The 16083-nt window shown below is 34.1% G+C and carries 13 protein-coding genes; 7 read left to right on the plus strand and 6 right to left on the minus strand.

Features of this window, described 5'->3' with window-relative positions:
* Positions 1-398: 398 nt before the first annotated feature.
* Positions 399-827 (minus strand): DinB family protein, encoded by a 429-nt coding sequence (locus tag ACK2WI_RS04365; protein ID WP_175486276.1) that lies wholly within the window; start codon positions 825-827, stop codon positions 399-401.
* 519 nt (positions 828-1346) lie between these two features.
* Between ACK2WI_RS04365 and ACK2WI_RS04370 the strand changes: the two genes are divergently transcribed.
* A complete protein-coding gene (locus ACK2WI_RS04370) occupies positions 1347-1742 on the plus strand; it encodes an AraC family transcriptional regulator (protein ID WP_093095640.1) in 396 nt (131 codons plus the stop codon).
* Positions 1743-2209: 467 nt separating this feature from the next.
* On the opposite strand, the gene ACK2WI_RS04375 is transcribed toward ACK2WI_RS04370, so the two are convergent.
* From ACK2WI_RS04375 to ACK2WI_RS04385, 3 genes are all read right to left on the minus strand, one after another.
* Positions 2210-3541 (minus strand): amidohydrolase family protein, encoded by a 1332-nt coding sequence (locus tag ACK2WI_RS04375; RefSeq protein WP_185216999.1) that lies wholly within the window; start codon positions 3539-3541, stop codon positions 2210-2212.
* 2057 nt (positions 3542-5598) lie between these two features.
* Positions 5599-6126, minus strand: coding sequence for a YqiA/YcfP family alpha/beta fold hydrolase (locus ACK2WI_RS04380; protein ID WP_409149910.1), 528 nt, complete (start codon positions 6124-6126; stop codon positions 5599-5601).
* Positions 6127-6769: 643 nt separating this feature from the next.
* Positions 6770-7186, minus strand: coding sequence for a DUF3995 domain-containing protein (locus ACK2WI_RS04385; RefSeq protein ID WP_409149911.1), 417 nt, complete (start codon positions 7184-7186; stop codon positions 6770-6772).
* 274 nt (positions 7187-7460) lie between these two features.
* Between ACK2WI_RS04385 and ACK2WI_RS04390 the strand changes: the two genes are divergently transcribed.
* The 3 genes from ACK2WI_RS04390 (at position 7461) to ACK2WI_RS04400 (ending at position 10160) form a co-directional block, all read left to right on the plus strand.
* Positions 7461-8387, plus strand: coding sequence for a hypothetical protein (locus tag ACK2WI_RS04390; RefSeq protein ID WP_409149912.1), 927 nt, complete (start codon positions 7461-7463; stop codon positions 8385-8387).
* A gap of 112 nt (positions 8388-8499) precedes the next feature.
* On the plus strand, positions 8500-9492 hold the full coding sequence (locus tag ACK2WI_RS04395; protein ID WP_409149931.1) for an acyltransferase: 993 nt from the start codon (positions 8500-8502) through the stop codon (positions 9490-9492).
* A gap of 179 nt (positions 9493-9671) precedes the next feature.
* Complete coding sequence (locus ACK2WI_RS04400) at positions 9672-10160, plus strand: hypothetical protein (protein ID WP_409149913.1); 489 nt, start codon at positions 9672-9674, stop codon at positions 10158-10160.
* 26 nt (positions 10161-10186) lie between these two features.
* On the opposite strand, the gene ACK2WI_RS04405 is transcribed toward ACK2WI_RS04400, so the two are convergent.
* Positions 10187-12157, minus strand: coding sequence for a DUF1963 domain-containing protein (locus ACK2WI_RS04405; RefSeq protein ID WP_409149914.1), 1971 nt, complete (start codon positions 12155-12157; stop codon positions 10187-10189).
* A 537-nt stretch (positions 12158-12694) separates the two neighbouring features.
* Here ACK2WI_RS04405 and ACK2WI_RS04410 point away from each other — a divergent pair.
* The 3 genes from ACK2WI_RS04410 (at position 12695) to ACK2WI_RS04420 (ending at position 14873) form a co-directional block, all read left to right on the plus strand.
* Positions 12695-13342, plus strand: a complete 648-nt coding sequence (locus ACK2WI_RS04410) for a flavodoxin (RefSeq protein WP_409149915.1) — start codon at positions 12695-12697, stop codon at positions 13340-13342.
* Positions 13343-13728: 386 nt separating this feature from the next.
* Entirely contained in the window at positions 13729-14238 is a 510-nt protein-coding gene (locus ACK2WI_RS04415; protein WP_409149916.1) for a hypothetical protein, read from the plus strand.
* Positions 14226-14873 carry an amidohydrolase family protein gene (locus ACK2WI_RS04420; protein WP_409149917.1) on the plus strand — a complete coding sequence of 216 codons (648 nt, stop codon included), beginning with the start codon at positions 14226-14228 and terminating at the stop codon, positions 14871-14873. Before ACK2WI_RS04415 ends, ACK2WI_RS04420 begins: the two co-directional genes overlap by 13 nt.
* Before the next feature lie 63 nt (positions 14874-14936).
* On the opposite strand, the gene ACK2WI_RS04425 is transcribed toward ACK2WI_RS04420, so the two are convergent.
* Positions 14937-16082 (minus strand): efflux RND transporter periplasmic adaptor subunit, encoded by a 1146-nt coding sequence (locus ACK2WI_RS04425; protein ID WP_409149918.1) that lies wholly within the window; start codon positions 16080-16082, stop codon positions 14937-14939.
* Position 16083: the final 1 nt, after the last annotated feature.

Raw genomic sequence — 16083 nt, forward strand, 5'->3', positions numbered from 1 at the left:
AGTTGCATAATTTACATTTGGTAGGACCCAATGGAGTAGTCCATTGGGTTATTTTTTATAATTTAATTTCATTGGTCTTTTATATTTATTATATTTAGGCTCCTTTAGAACGACATACTCTAAATATTACGCCTTAGCCTGACAATTCCTCGATCTGTCAGGTTTTTTTTATGTATTAGGTCATTGAATGAAACAATCCTCACAATCCGAATTAAGTATTAGTAGGAACGAAAATTATTAACAATGAAAAATCGATTTTAGAAAAACTATTCATGATAATTTACATACCTTTCGATTCAAATTCATTTTCATAAAAGAAGATCCAATGCTGAGTTTAATAAATTATTTCCAGATTTTTAAATATTAAGAACACTGCCATCAATCAATTAAAGGAAATTTCAAATCAACAATTTATATTTTATATAATCGGTCTGTATTGGTTCAATTTCCTGTTTACGAAGTTCAGTAGCAATTTGAGCCCTGTGGTAGTTTGAATGGTTAATAATGTGAAACATGATATCCTTAATCATGCAACTATAATCATTATTGTCCTTCATTTGGAAATCAATCATCTTTAAAGAATTATCCTTTAGCAGCATATCTTTTGATATCGAATGATTAGATTCATCTAAATCACCCATCATAGGTACAGAGTGTATTTGCCAGATTTCCCAATGTTCATTATTTTGCATTATTCTGTTATTCCAGATTCGATGTGCATTCAATATGTGACTTAAAAGTTTTATTGATTGTTCTGAAACCTGATCTTGATAAAGCAAGAATAATTTAATCAATTCATGATTACAATGACGATTATAATCAAACATTTCATTTAGAAAACAATCCGAAGTTTGATGTAAATGCATTAATAAATATAAAAGATATTACTCAATAAAATAGTCATGATAATGAATTTACCTTATTTTACATGGAATTTTCAACTAAGTTGGTCAAGTTTTAATGGTATAAATTGGTATAAATTTCAAAAAAACATAGCTCATTAAAATTTTATTTGTATAATCATATTCGTCGTTCGTTACCCTTTTATTGTAAAAATGGATAATATGGTAAAATAAATCATATTTAAAATACTATAAAATACATCATACTTTTATTTCAATTCATCTTCTTTTAAGGTATAACAAACATTTAGAGTAAAAAGTGCATTTAGTAGTTTCATTATTATTTTTTAATATTGTCTATATCAATTGCCAATAATTATATCTTTTTGTATTTGATAATTAAGTTCATTAACCTCAATATATATTTAATAAAGGGACTGATGTTGAATTAATTGTTTTAATATAATTTGTTAACCTTTATATTTGACCTTAAAAATAATATACATGGAAAATAATTTGGACCTTCAAAATAAACAAAATGATTATTTAAGCCCTGATATTGAGAATAGAATTTTAGAATTACTAAAGGATTGGGAACAAACGAATGGATTTATACAAAGAGATATTAAATTAGCACATTTAGCAAAAGCCTTAGGTTTTAATAGAAAATATATCTCTTATGTTATCAATAAAAATTTAAACAAAAGCTTCCCAAATTACATAAACGACCTTAGACTTAGTTTTATTGAGAATATGATAGGTGAATTTGAACCAAATTCAAAATTAAATCTGACCTCATTGGCAAAATTGGCAGGTTTTTCAAGCTATTTTAAGTTTGCTCACTATATAAAAAAAACCTATGATATGAATCCAACCTATTATTTTAGGAGAAAAAGATAATGACCATTTTTTCTACATTAATAAAGTATTTTTAAATCTTTTTTTTTAAATCGGAGACCGGTTAATATTAAAAAGTAAAAGTAATTTAAAAATTAAATTACACACATATATTATTATGAATTAAATTTGACATCTCTAAAAGAAACTTTATAGAGAAATATATTGATAATTTTTAGGAAAGATAAAAATCCTTTGGATTGAATTGATTTTCTGCTTATTTTTAGCTATCCAAAATATTGATTTGTAAAATTACTTTATTAATTAGTAGTTTAGGGTTAACACATATCCCTCGTCTAATACGAGGGATTTTTTGCTGTTTAATATATACTTATCTATTCCTTATTTTGAGATCATTAATTCCATAATTAAATAACTGAATCATTTGGGTTTTCCTTTATGTCACCGAATCCAAAGCAAATAATTAAATTTAAAAATGATTATTTAATTGTTCCTAAATTAATGAATAATCATTTTTCACTATGACTTATGTCTTTGAATATTTTCCCATCCTTCATGATAACAATAAACTTCATTTTTGGTTGAGTCAGCAGCGACAAGTCCTTGAAAGGATCTCCGTCAACCAATATTAAATCTGCCAAAGCATTTTCCTCAACTACACCTAATTTACCTAAATAAGGACTTCTCAAACCAGACATTTGCAATAACTCGGCATTATCTTTTGTGATCATTTTTATTATTTCTGAATTTTCAAACCATTGCTGCAATCTTAAAATATAATGATTTTGTTGAGCGTTTAATTCCGGTTCAAACAAGAAATCAGTTCCCCATGCCAATTTTACACCTAATTTCTTTGCCATGGGCCAAACTTTGGCCTGTCCCTCCAGCACAGGTTTCCTTTTGGCTTTTCTTTCCTCACTCATGTCATCGGTATCACCCACCAAATTTTGAAGGCTTAACCAAATTTTTTTATCGGCAAGAATTTTAAGTGTTTCTTCATCTAACATTTGCCCATGTTCAACGCATTTCACACCCGCATTAATTGCTCGCTGTACAGCCTTCGGGGTATACGCATGAACCGTCACATAAGTTCCCCAATCTTCAGCAGCTTCTACAGCCGCTTTCATTTCATCAAAGGTGTATTGAGTTACATCAATAGGGTCATATGCCGAGGAAGTGCCGCCACCTGCCATTAGCTTTATCTGGCTTGCACCAAATCTCAAATTCTCTCTAACAGCTGTAAGTATTTCATCACGACCGTCAGCAATAAAAGTAGCTCCAAATCTTTCAGCCCGAGAAACCACCCCCGTAAAACGTCTAGAAGGTTCAGACGCCGAACGGAAGTCTCCGTGTCCAGAGGTTTGGCTTATTGTTGCTCCGGAGGGCCATATCCTAGGTCCTATCAATTTTCCATTGTCTATGGCTAACTTAAGAGGAAATATTGGCCCTCCAGCGTCACGGACACTTGTAAAACCTCTCATTAGCATTTTTTCCGAAGAAGAGCCAATTTTTTCAATAACAAACTCTTCAGAAAGGTCATTTGTCATCATTTCTCCCATGGTTAAAGATCCAAAAACTAAATGAACGTGAACATCAATGAGCCCTGGAATTAATGTTTTCCCCTTTCCTTGGATAATTAAAGAATTACTACCATTTTCAGGAATCTTGCTACGACTAATTTTTTTTATGGTATTTCCTTCAATTAAAACGTTAAAAGGTCCTGATAAAGCGCCCTTCTCATAATCGTATAAATTAACATTTTCAAATAATACATTTGCATGTTGTGAAAATGCTGGATAGATATTAATTATCAGGAATAAAGTTATAATAATTGCTTTCATAAAGTTAAGTTTTAGATGGCTTACGCAGGAATCCTGCTGTCAGGAATAATATAATAAAATTCACATTTTAAATCAATTATTTGATTAAAATTCATTTAAAGCGATTTTTTTATAAAAAGACTTTCAGAATTATTACTTATATTTTTAATTCTGATCTTTTAACTCTAAAATCAGCCTTATAAATGAACAATACTACTATAAAAATATTTAAGAAGTATGAGGGCTATAAACTTTATTGACAAATTAATAGTATTACCATAATGACCATAGAAAATAATGTTAAGATGATAAATGCATAGAAAAATAATCTTACTGTCCTATTTTCTCTATCCACTTCAAAGCCTGCGGACCAAAAATATTCTTTCAATTTGCATAGGTAATAGTTAAATTTTGAGCCAATTCTATCAAAGTATTTCATTGATTATTTTTATATTATCTCCACTAACAATTGATATTCAATATTTATTGAGGTATGTAAATTGGGCCAAAATTAAATGAACTATCTAACAAAGAATATACCTACCCTTAGGTATATTCAAAAGGATTACTAACTGGATAACGATACACAATCGAATTTATCTAACCTAAAAGTAAGAAAATGCTTGTGTGATTTAGTTCGAATTAAAAGAACTCATTTTTAATGATTCGTTTTCTAATTTGTATTTTCAATTCTTTATATATAATTTAGATTACTAGCTTGAATTAAAATTTAATATTAAAATATTATTTAACTATCACTAGCTATCGAATCCCTGGTCAAATTTAAGTTGTGACTTCTTAAATAGACTAGGGATTCAAATATGTTCTTATTTAGAAGAATTTCCAAAATATCAAATGGCTCCTATGCACAATGGATAAAACAATTTCTAAACAAATTATTAATATTTTTGTAGTATTAATAAGTAAATAAAAAAACAGTTAGAATTTAATGCCACCATTCTAAAGAAATGGTGGCAATTTTTATCAAAACAGTTTTCTTTGGTACAGAAGAAAAAACTCTACATAAAAAGAATTTCATACATACCAACTTCCTTCAAAATGATAATTTATCATTTACTTTCGAGAAATTCTAATATCTTAATTTCTTTACCGTCACTTGGAAAATAATATTTCATCATAAAAATAATATTTCATTAAGCAGATTATTTATTCCCCACCTTTATTATTTATTCATGTATTATAAAATTCCCCAACCTAACTAAATATTGAACCCTTCCAGAAAAAACAATATTGAATTAATAATTTCACTTTTATCCTCATCATCTCCACAAAAAAAGCTCATCGAAAGATGGGCTTTTTTTGTGGGCCGTAGGGATGAGAAATTGTGATGGGTGGGTTCGACCCGTAGGGGTTTCAGGGAAGAGTGCGGGGTAAAGAGGCTGAAACAATCCTGGAGGCTCCACAAAATTAAAGCTCATCGAAAGATGGGCTTTTTTTGTGGACCGAAGGGATGAGAAATTGTGATGGGCGGGTTCGACCCGTAGGGGTTTCAGGGAGGAGTGCGGGGTTGTGGGGCTGAAACAATCCCTCCGGCTCCACAAAAAAAAGCTCATCGAAAGATGGGCTTTTTTTGTGGGCCGTAGGGATGAGAAATCGGGATGGGTGGGTTCGACCCGTAGGGGTTTCAGGGAAGAGTGCGGGGTTGTGGGGCTGAAACAATCCCTCCGGCTCCACAAAATTAAAGCTCATCGAAAGATGGGCTTTTTTTTGTGGACCGCAGGGATTAGAAATCGGGATGGCCAAGGTTCGACCCGTAGGGGTTTCAGGGATGAGTGCGGGGTAAAGTGGCTGAAACAATCCCTTCTGTTAATACTGTCTCCCATTTTCAAATACCAAAAACTTAAATAAAATCAATTTTTTGTGATCCATCCAAGTCTTGAATAATCAATTTACAATTGATTTAATATTATTAAACTTTCATTGACCAAATTCTTATATTCCATTGTAAAAATGCAGATAAATGGATGAACCGGATTTGAATATTAATTTTCAAAATCGGTTAATGCATCACAGTTATACTTAAGAAATGATTCTGCCTAAAATCTCAATCTCCAATATTACAACCTATCGCTAGTCACATACTCCTTAATGGAATCAACATAATTTTCAAAAGTCAATAGCCGATGGGTATCATCAATGATTAATTGCTCCACCTCAAAACCTCTATTTATGCAGGAATGATCAATAACTTCATCTCGATTACTCTGAAGAAGAAAACAATGATCTATCTCCTTTATTATTTCCAAACTCTTTTCTAATTTCTCCGGAAAAGGAAAATTGGCAATCCTGCTAAAAAAGTCCAACAAGGGATTAAGAAGGACTAATTTAATTTTCATTCCAGAGGCTTTTAACTTTTCTCGTAATTGGTAGGCATAATTTCCTCCTGTGGAATCACCTATAAGGACAAGTTCATTTTTGTCCTTGTAGTGTGTCCATAAATCAGTTAATAGTTCACTAATATCAGTATCAGTCCCCCATTCTACACAAAAACAACTGTGGGTACAATCAAAGGCATTTTTAATCAGTTTAAATTTCCTAGAATCCTTATTGGATCCCAATCCATGAAAATATAATAAATCAATCATGAGTATTCTTCTTGTTAGTGAATAGATCTTTAATTACACAAAGGGGCAAAACAAATATTAACCAAGGCAAGGCATAGATCAATTGTATTGATTTTTTTATCAAGTAATTGACCATTCGAAATATTGAATTATTCATGTTAATCAACTTTTAATTTCCCCAGAAGTAGATTAATAGACCATAGAATAGAATGTTCAATTCCAGTTTTAAATGCCGGTATTTGATTTTAAATGGCAGTTTATAAAAGCCCTGAAGGGATGTAATGGAATTGTGTTTTATTTTAGGGAAATAACTCTTCGGCTTTCCATAGGTTATAACAAGTAATTCCGTAAGAACTGTATAAACCAATTGAATGAAATTTCCAAAAAGCCAAATAAGCAGTCGATATTTTTCTCTTCTATAATATCTTACCTGCAAAGGAATTAGAATTCTGTCAAGAATAATGTTAGGTAAATATTCCAGGAATTTAATCTTATAATAAATGTAGTATGAAATAACCATAGTCGTTTTTTTTTATTCATTATACGACGAGAGAAATAATAATTTCAATAATTAGGTTATTTATTAAATATTCTATTTGATACCACGGCTAAATAGAATTCATTATGATAAACAAATTTATCACTTGGAGCAGCTCCTATTTCTTTAAGCAGCAAGATTTTTCACCAATATCAATAACGCGATCAAGAAGCACAATGGCACAAAATATCTATTATCATTTCTTGAGAATGTGGTGTTTTTCACTTTCTTAAATAGGCCGACGTAATGAAAATCACCTATTACACGTAATAAGAATACTCCCATTACTAGCCACAGAATCCCTCTCGAAAATCTTTCAGAAACTAAATCCAAACTTGGTAAATACAGAAGAAAAATCATCAGCAAAAAACCAATTCCAACGACTATGCAGGACATAAAACCAGGTTGAAATAGCAAGCTGCCTTTTTCAGTTACCGGTACGCTTTCCGTTTTACCTACCGTTCCTCCAAATGCCCAATATAGGTGAAATAACGAAATGGTTAAGAAGGTAATGGTTAACAGCAAATTGAAAAAATAAATCATAGTTTAACAGCTAGTAAAATGTAGTAAATGGAATTTAAATGGCAACAGTTTAAGTGCTCAAAGACAATATTAAAATACGATTTTTTCAAGACTTAATTAAAAAAGGTTTTGGGCTTTAGAAAGCACCAGGTAGTAAGCAATAAAACCAAATGAAAAATTAACCTAATATAAAAAGCTCAGAGGTAAAATAGTAAATGCTAATGAAATAATTTCTCAAGATATTCCTTATTTATTAATAAATTAGTTTGTCTTTAAATCCAAGACTGCTACCGTTATGAACAGGCTAAAATTCACCCATACTATTATTTGCTTAACCTCTATTTTATTAATCTTAAGTTCCTGCAAAAAAGACCCCATCAATCAAGAAACTACTTCTGACAAGATCACAAAGCTAGAAATAGTAAAACTTCAGGCATCCAGTGGCTTCAGTAACACTATAGGTTTGAAGTATGACGAACAGAACAGGTTAATTGAGTTTGGTTTAGATAAATTCTCTTATAACACCCAAGGAAAGGTTGAAAAGAGATCTTTGTTCGACGCCGATAATAAATTAATCAGTGAATATGGATATAGTTGGGATACTGAGGGAAGGTTGGCAGAAATTCGTTTAAATTATTACCATTCAGATGAAAATATCAGTGGGATAAACATTGCTGAAAACAAGCCTATTATTGCAAAGTTTGAATATCAGAACAACCAACACAACCCTAGCAAGTTAATCTGGAGAACCATCAATATGGGCTATTCAGGGGGCTCCATTAAGACCACCCTATCCGCCGAAAAAACAATGAGATACTTTTATGAAAGTGAAAACCTCTCTCACGCTATATATTCAGGGAGCAGTGATATTTTAACAGGCAATCCTTCTGCTGGCACTTACGCTAATATTGAAGCTCATTTTTTCTTCAAACCTGGAGATAAGCCCCATTTCTTAAAAAAATTATATGATAAATTGGGATTCAACCCCATCGATTTTTCAGATATTATACCTTCTAAGCAACCCATCCAGAATATCATTTATGTCTTTAAGTATCAAGGAACATTGTTTGAACCTGATTGGGAGAAAGCAAGCAATTATGAAATAGCTTATGATAAACTTGATCGCCCAACGCTTGTTTCCATCAATCAAAATATTATTGGACTCAGCAGCATATACCCTGATGTCAACAAATTATCATTGGTCTACAAAATAACTTACTAGAGTGATGGTATCTTTTAGAAAGGAAAGTTATCCCCCTATTTAGTATCCTCCACTAAATTTTTCTCCAAATATCCATACTTTTACCCTATGGCCGAAAAAAAATCCATACCTCATTTATTTACGCGTTATCGCGACAGTATTTGTGGTCTTGATACATGCTTCAACAGGGTTCCTTTATCGCATAGACACCCATGCTTTCGATTGGAATTATGCCAATTGGATCAATGCGGCCACACGTTGTTCAGTTCCAATCTTCGTCATAATTTCTGGAACATTATTGATTCCGAAAGATGAAGATACCTGGACCTTTTACAAAAAACGGCTTCCTAAAATCATCTATCCATTCCTATTTTGGACGATCATCTATTTGATTTATTATTTCTATCGATACACCAAGTTTGATCAATTGTCCAATGAAAAGATATGGTCTATCATCGTAGACAAGATTTTGCACGGAGCCAATGCACATCTATGGTACCTGTACATGATCATAGGCGCTTATTTGGCCATTCCATTTCTAAGAAAAATACTGATACATTGCACCATTCGGGAAATTGAATGGTTTCTGTTACTCTGGCTCCTATCCTCTTGCTTCATGAGCAAACCCCTTTACTCCTATATGCCTAAGTTCGACCTGATCTTCTTTTCCGGATATATTGGCTATCTGGTATTAGGATATTACCTGAGCATCAAAACCTTCAAATTCAACAACAGGCAGGTTGTTTGGGCTCTAATCTACCTTTTGATGGTCGCTATCGCCGGCATTGGAACCAATTTGCTCAACCAAAATGCTAGCAAACTGAACACCTTTTTCTATAATTACCTCTTTATCACCACTGCTTTAGCAGCAGCCGGATTATTCCTTTGGGTTAAGGAAAGCATGCAAAATTTAAAGGTCCCAAACTGGGTTTTAATCACTGACAAGTATAGTTTCGGGATTTATCTAGCCCATATCATTCCATTAAACTACTTCCACCCCCTTATCTCAAAACAATTAGGAACAGTCTGGGTTATTCCATTAGCAAGCGTTTGTGCTATTATAGTTTCGATTATCATCACCGTTGTTCTCAGGAAGATACCTTTTGGAAAATATGTTAGCGGATAGGCTTATTCCAGCTCAAAATCTTTCAAAACTATTAATTACCTTTAGATCACACACTAAATATTAATCAATAATAATAGCCAAAAACATAGGCTATATTTCAAACATTTACCGATATATAAGCTCCCACTTATGATTTAAAAAATCATGAGCACACAATACCTAACTAATCAATCAGAACCATGAAAAATCCTAACAGCTTATTACTCCTGATCATCACGGTCATGATTACCTGTTCAGCAAAACCATCCTATTCCCAAGGACAGAAATTTATTTATGCAGAAGCAGCTGGTTCCGGCTTACTGGCTAGTATAAATTTTGATAGACGCTTCCAGAAAGATTCACGAGAAGGAATGGGATTTAAAGCTGGAATAGGTACCGGTTCATTATTAGGACTTTGGGACTCTAAACTCAATATTCCACTAGGATTAAACTATGTCAAAGGCAAAAACAAATCAGCCTTTTTATTTGGTGCAAACCTTACAACGACCCTCGTCGATGAAAATGCCTACGAAAAATCGGGCGTTATTTTAGTTCCTTCCTTGGATATCGGGTATAGATTTAGACCATTGAAAAAAGGATTCGCTTTCCAAGCAACAATAAACCCTTGTTATGTACAGGATTCTGGGCTCTCATTAATTGGAGGTGTAGGATTAGGCTATGCATGGTAATTCCGCTTAAAGCCATCCCTTCTTCCCTAACTACTCTCCATCGTCACGAATATCTTGCTAAAATCCCTTTTCGCCAGATCACTTTTATGGATCACAAAAAACAGGTCACCCGCATCTCCCCATTGAAAATTCCCTTTGGAACTCACTAATAGCAAGGTCACCCAATCTTGGGGATCACCTTTCCAAGTCAATGCAGCTTGCAATTCGGGAGATTCATGTTGTGTAAATCCATAGGCATTGATGGCATGGTCATACCCGTGCAGGTCTAGCACTGGCTTTTCAAATGGTTCATACAGGTCATAGGTAAAATCATATTGATCCTTTAGAGATGCTGCTTTCCCTTCAAAAAGATAATTATTAACATAACTCGCATAAAAAGAAGGAGCAGAAACCGTCAGGAATGCGTCTGCCTTATTGGCTTGGTATTCTCCATCCATCAGTTCGAAGAAATCCTCCTCCTGAAAATCAAACCTCTTTCCAGAAGCCAGCTCCTTATTATCTTCAACATAGATTACCTTTCCGATATCTTGGTCCTCAGAACCAAAAAACTGAAAACTCTTAAAAAAGAAAAACAATGTCCCTGTACGAGGTAAATAATCCTGGAGTGCAGCAATCTTTTCACAATTGATTTGCGCTATAAATTCATAGTTTAATTCTTGGTCCCTATAATCAGAAAAGAAAGTTGGATAGGTAAGGCTTTCTGGTAAATCTGGTTTTCCACCAAACCTATGATTTCCCACTTCAGCATAATCTTCTTCGGAGGTCAATTTAAAGCCTACAGTTCGTTTTATCAAGGATAACAACGCTTCCTTATAGTCAGATAAATCATTGTCCTTAATAATTTTCTCCACTCCAGAAATCAATAGTTTATTATTTTCCGCTTTATACATCTCATCATCCCATTCGACCGTACCTTCTCCATTGGCTCCGGGATAGCTCGTATCAAGAAGTCGTTTTTTCTCCTCCATGGTCAGGTCCAAGCCTTTAAAAGAATTAAAGCCAAAAGGCAGTTCTTCCAAGGGATTAAAACTTGCCTTAATGGTCCTCAGGTTAGGCTGTTGTAATAGCGATTCAGGAAGTGTTTTGAGAAGGTTATTTTCAATGTCCAAATATTCTAACCAAGGCATCTGAATGTCGTCAGGAATGTGTTCGATCTTATTCTTCCCTAACAAGACATATTCCAGTCTGGGCATCTTCCAGATTTCATCAGGAAGATGGCTTAACTCACAATCAACAATACTCAGACGGTCCAATTGCATTAAATTTGCAAAAGATTTTGGAAGCGTGTTAATAGCTGCCTGATTAACGGTTATCTGCTTTAGGTTTTTTAATTCGGCGATTCGATCACCAAAATCTGCAAATGGCAATTTATCTTTATCCCAATAATTCCCAACTCTTTGAATGATTAGGTATTCCAAATTTTCGAACGAATAAATTGCTTCAGGCAAGTTGCTGAAAGTTGGATTGGTGATTTCCAAAAGCCGTATGGTATAAGGGTCTGCACCTTCGGTCTCCTCTAAACTCTTAAATTTATAGTTGGCCCAGTTTAAGCTTGCTGGGTCAAACTCCAATGCCGCTTCTAGAGGAAAGCAAGGAGAAGGGTCTCCATATCGGTTTTTTAAATCTCCCTCAATTAGAACCCAACCTTCTTTATATTCGATGGTTCCATAAAAATAAAGCGAATAATCAAGTCCTTCCTTACGGAAATAGGTGTAATCCTCAGGATTTTTATCCTCTTCATAATTACATATACCAGTTGGAATACCATTTTTATAGATTCCAGAGGCCTCAAAATTAAAAGATATTATCCCATCATTGGAATAATCATCAAGCAAAACTTTCTTTTTATCTGAGGCTATATCCTGACTCTGAATTTGGATTTCAGTATATAGTGTCTTGCTTAATTCTCCTACGACCCACTTTGTTTTCTTTTCTAGAATTGAATACGCCTGTCCGGCTATTTTAAAATACGGCAGCTTACTTTGATTGTTTTCCATAGTGAGAAATAATTTAACATCACTATCCGAATATAATCAATTTCAATAATATTTAACCTAGACAATATATTTATGGACAGGAACTTAATTTCCTTCTACCCTACTATCAGCCAATTCCATACAAGGCAAAAGTTTATATTATCCCCAATGCTAACTGAGAAATCAATGTTATTAGCTGTACTAATTGAATTATTTCTTTGAGAATAGAAATTTAAAAACAGCTAATACGATTAATAAAAACACGATTAAGGCAAACATTTGTCAAAGCACTAATCCTTGAGAAAAATCCATGAGCAAATTCATAATAGTTCGTAATTGATATTTAAAAATAATAAAATATTCAGTAACAACTTGTCTTAAAACAAAAAACTGAAAATAATTTGAATTCATGGATTGAAGTGACAAGATCTTATCTTCAATAATTCAGCAACAAGGATTAGACATGATAAATAGGTAATATTGGTAGCAACCTCCGTAATCTGTATACCATTAAATTACCCAACTATTAAGAACTTTGTCTAAATCAAAGGAATACAGATGAAAACAAACATATTACACTGTTTTATACTGAGCATTTTCCTATTCTCAAGCTCCTGTTCAAGGGCTGTGGAGTCAAGCCACATCAAGGAAGAAACTCCCTCAGAAAATCCAGACTCTTTAGAGGATAAAAAAATATTGATAGTCTATCTGTCAAGAACAAAAAACACGAAAGCACTAGCTGCTATTATACAGCGAAAAACTGGCGGTGATTTAGTGGAAATTGAACTTGAAAAACCCTATCCAGAACATTATCAAACCATGGTTGATCAGGTTGCAGAAGAAAACAGAACGGGTTATTTACCCCCACTAAAAACTAAGGTCCAAAATATGGAAACTTACGACATCATATTTATAGGGTTTCCAACATGGGGCATGCAACTCCCTCCTCCCCTAAAAAGCTTTCTTAGTGAACACGATTTAACAGGGAAAACAATCATTCCCTTCAATACCAATGCTGGATATGGCATTGGAACTAGCTTTGAGACGGTCAAAAAGTTAGCTCCAAACAGTAAAATCCTTGATGGATACTCCACTCAAGGTGCTAAAGAACGGGATGGTATTCTCAACGTCATGGAAGGAACCAAAGAAAAACTAGTTGATAAGGATATTGAGCTATGGCTTAATAAAATAGGGTTATTAAAATAAAAGGATTGGACAATAAATGAAGGTGGAACAAATATGATATCTTATCGGTGCGAGGTTCATGGCAACAAAGGGCAATCAATAATTCTTTAACAACTACAGATCTAATTATTGCTATTCTATAAAAAAATACCACCCATTCTTGAATAAGATAAGTTATTGGCTCTTCAATAAGTTTGGGGAGCCTTTTTCATTTTTATTAAAATTTACAACAGGTATTTTTACAATTATTTTAACCAAAGATTAAAACTAAAATGAGAAGAGGATAAAAAACACGTTTTGACTACTGTAAACCCAACATTACAATAATTTCATAATCCCTTAACCTAAACTTATCATTTTCTAAAACCTACCTCTCTAAATTCATTAAACTAAAAAATTATTCGATTATGAAAAAACTATTATTCAGCAGCCTGTTATTATTTTTTTCTTCCCTAGCTTTTGCACAAGAAGATTCTGAAAAAGTGGAAATGGCCATCATTAACGATTCCACAACGATAAAAATCCAAGATACTTTGATCGTCAATATTCCATCTTCTTTTGAATTTGCAACCATAGAGGAACAGAAGAAGACCTTAGGTCTGGGTAGGCTCAAACAAATCGGCGATATTGGAGGAACATTAGGTCATGGCATAGCCATGATTGGAGTGGGTGGCACGGATCTTTCCGCCGTTCAATCGGGCATTAAGATCATGGGAGCTTCCAGCACCATTACATCAGCAGGAATGGCATCAGATGCCATTGATGACTTGAATGTCTCTAAAAAGTCCAAAAGTATCATTGGGAAAAAACTAATCGTTACAGAACTTCATAAGTACCCGATCAGTGCTGTAGACCATGCTTATTTTGCCATTGCAAAATTGTTCAATATGAAACGATCGGCAGGATGTTGGATGTGATTGAAGCTGTAAATGAAGAGATTCCATTGGGTGATTTGGTTTGGTTTTTCGACCATGCGGAAACCGTAAGTGATGCAAACCTAAAAAGGATCAAAGCATTGGGTGGCGGTATTGCCATTCAAAATCGGATGTCCTTCCAAGGGGAAAACTTTATCAGAAGGTACGGCAAGAAGGCTGCAAATCAGGCACCCCCCATCCATAAAATTCTAGAAATGGGAATTCCAGTAGGCTTAGGAACGGATGCAACACGGGTCTCATCCTTTAACCCTTGGTTAGCCATCCATTGGTTAGTCTCAGGTAAGACCGTTGGAAACACCGAAATCCTACAAAAAGAAAACAGATTGGACAGAACATTGGCGTTAGAGCTCATGACAAAAGGTGGATACGACCTGATCAGACAAAGCAATGAAAAGGGCTTGTTAAAACCTGGCTATTTTGCTGACTTAATCATTCTCGATCAGGATTATTTCAGCATTCCAGAGGATGATATCAAGAAACTGAAATCTAATCTAACCATCGTTGATGGGAAAATTGTCTATGCTGATGAACAATTTAAGGCATTCAGCAAAGAAAAGCTAGAGGTAATTCCGGCTTGGAGTCCAGTGAAATATTACGGTGGATACCAAGACAATTAATTAAATCTTAAAAAATGGGCTACAATAAATTTGGAGCCCATTTTTTTATTCTAAACACATACCTTATTCTTCCTCGGTATTCTTTAATTTCATCAATAGCGTATAGGCATTCTTGCTTACCACTTTCTTCTTTTGGAAATCTTGATCGTTCAATACCTTGACAAATCCTCTATCGGATTCTCCGATTGTAATTGGCACCATTCGGTAGGTATTCTTGCCTTCATTGACAAACACATAATTCTGTCCCTTGAAATCAACTATGCTTTCCTCAGGCAGGGCTTTAGAAAATGCAGTCTGCGAGGCAATATCTACATTCATGTAGGTACCTGGAACCAAGTTCATATTACTGTTAATGAACTGGCATTGCACATCCGCTAATCCATTTTCGTCAAGTACAGATCCAATCAATTGAATCCTTGCGGGATATTTGGTTTTCGGATCTAGATTAGAATACGCTTCTAAGTCCTGCCCGATCTTTAACTTCTCTAGATCCTTTTCAAGAACTTTGATGTTCAGATGGATATTGCTAGGGTTGATCAATTCGAAAAGGACATCTGTTGGACTTAGGTACTTTCCAATATTCACATTTACCTTACTAACATATCCACTGATCGGACTGTAGATAGCTACACTGTTGACAATATTCGATGAACTGATTTGTTCAGGATTGATATGCACCATCCTCAATTGCTCTGCAATAGTGTTCATTAGGATTTGCTGGTTGTTCATCTCAGATTGAGCTGCTTGCATTACCTTTTCACTGCTGGCTTGGGCCTGATTCAAGTCTCGCTGACGGATATAGTCTAGATTAGCAAAATTGTACTTCGACTTAGCTGTCAAATAATCTTGTTGCAAATGGATAAACTGCGGATTTTCCAAAACAGCCAATACCTGTCCTTTCGATACCTTCATCCCAGCAACTAAGTCAGTTTTCTTTAAATATCCCCCTAGTGGCGCACTAATGGATATTAAGTTTTGCGGTGGCACATCGATTTTGCCGTTCATTTTCAACATAACGGAGATCTGCTGATCGGAGATCTCCATTTCTTCGATTTCCGCATTCTTCAATTGCGCATCGGTTAAGGTGACAACATCCTCCTCTACTCCGGTATCAACGTTTTGGGTTTCACTCAGCTTTGTAGAACAGCCAAACTGGGAGCTCAAAAAGAATAAGGATATATATAAATAAAATGATTTTCTAATTTTCATG

The sequence above is a fragment of the Sphingobacterium sp. BS-2 genome (assembly GCF_046161205.1).
Taxonomy (GTDB): Bacteria; Bacteroidota; Bacteroidia; order Sphingobacteriales; family Sphingobacteriaceae; genus Sphingobacterium; species Sphingobacterium mizutaii.

Excerpts from the sequence above, each read along its gene's own strand:
- ACK2WI_RS04410 (WP_409149915.1), top strand. The coding sequence starts at position 12,695 with ATGAAAACAAACATATTACACTGTTTTATACTGAGCATTTTCCTATTC.
- ACK2WI_RS04380 (WP_409149910.1), bottom strand. The coding sequence starts at position 6,126 with ATGATTGATTTATTATATTTTCATGGATTGGGATCCAATAAGGATTCT.
- ACK2WI_RS04365 (WP_175486276.1), bottom strand. The coding sequence starts at position 827 with ATGTTTGATTATAATCGTCATTGTAATCATGAATTGATTAAATTATTC.
- ACK2WI_RS04415 (WP_409149916.1), top strand. The coding sequence starts at position 13,729 with ATGAAAAAACTATTATTCAGCAGCCTGTTATTATTTTTTTCTTCCCTA.
- ACK2WI_RS04420 (WP_409149917.1), top strand. The coding sequence starts at position 14,226 with ATGTTGGATGTGATTGAAGCTGTAAATGAAGAGATTCCATTGGGTGAT.
- ACK2WI_RS04400 (WP_409149913.1), top strand. The coding sequence starts at position 9,672 with ATGAAAAATCCTAACAGCTTATTACTCCTGATCATCACGGTCATGATT.
- ACK2WI_RS04390 (WP_409149912.1), top strand. The coding sequence starts at position 7,461 with ATGAACAGGCTAAAATTCACCCATACTATTATTTGCTTAACCTCTATT.
- ACK2WI_RS04425 (WP_409149918.1), bottom strand. The coding sequence starts at position 16,082 with ATGAAAATTAGAAAATCATTTTATTTATATATATCCTTATTCTTTTTG.
- ACK2WI_RS04375 (WP_185216999.1), bottom strand. The coding sequence starts at position 3,541 with ATGAAAGCAATTATTATAACTTTATTCCTGATAATTAATATCTATCCA.
- ACK2WI_RS04385 (WP_409149911.1), bottom strand. The coding sequence starts at position 7,186 with ATGATTTATTTTTTCAATTTGCTGTTAACCATTACCTTCTTAACCATT.
- ACK2WI_RS04370 (WP_093095640.1), top strand. The coding sequence starts at position 1,347 with ATGGAAAATAATTTGGACCTTCAAAATAAACAAAATGATTATTTAAGC.
- ACK2WI_RS04405 (WP_409149914.1), bottom strand. The coding sequence starts at position 12,157 with ATGGAAAACAATCAAAGTAAGCTGCCGTATTTTAAAATAGCCGGACAG.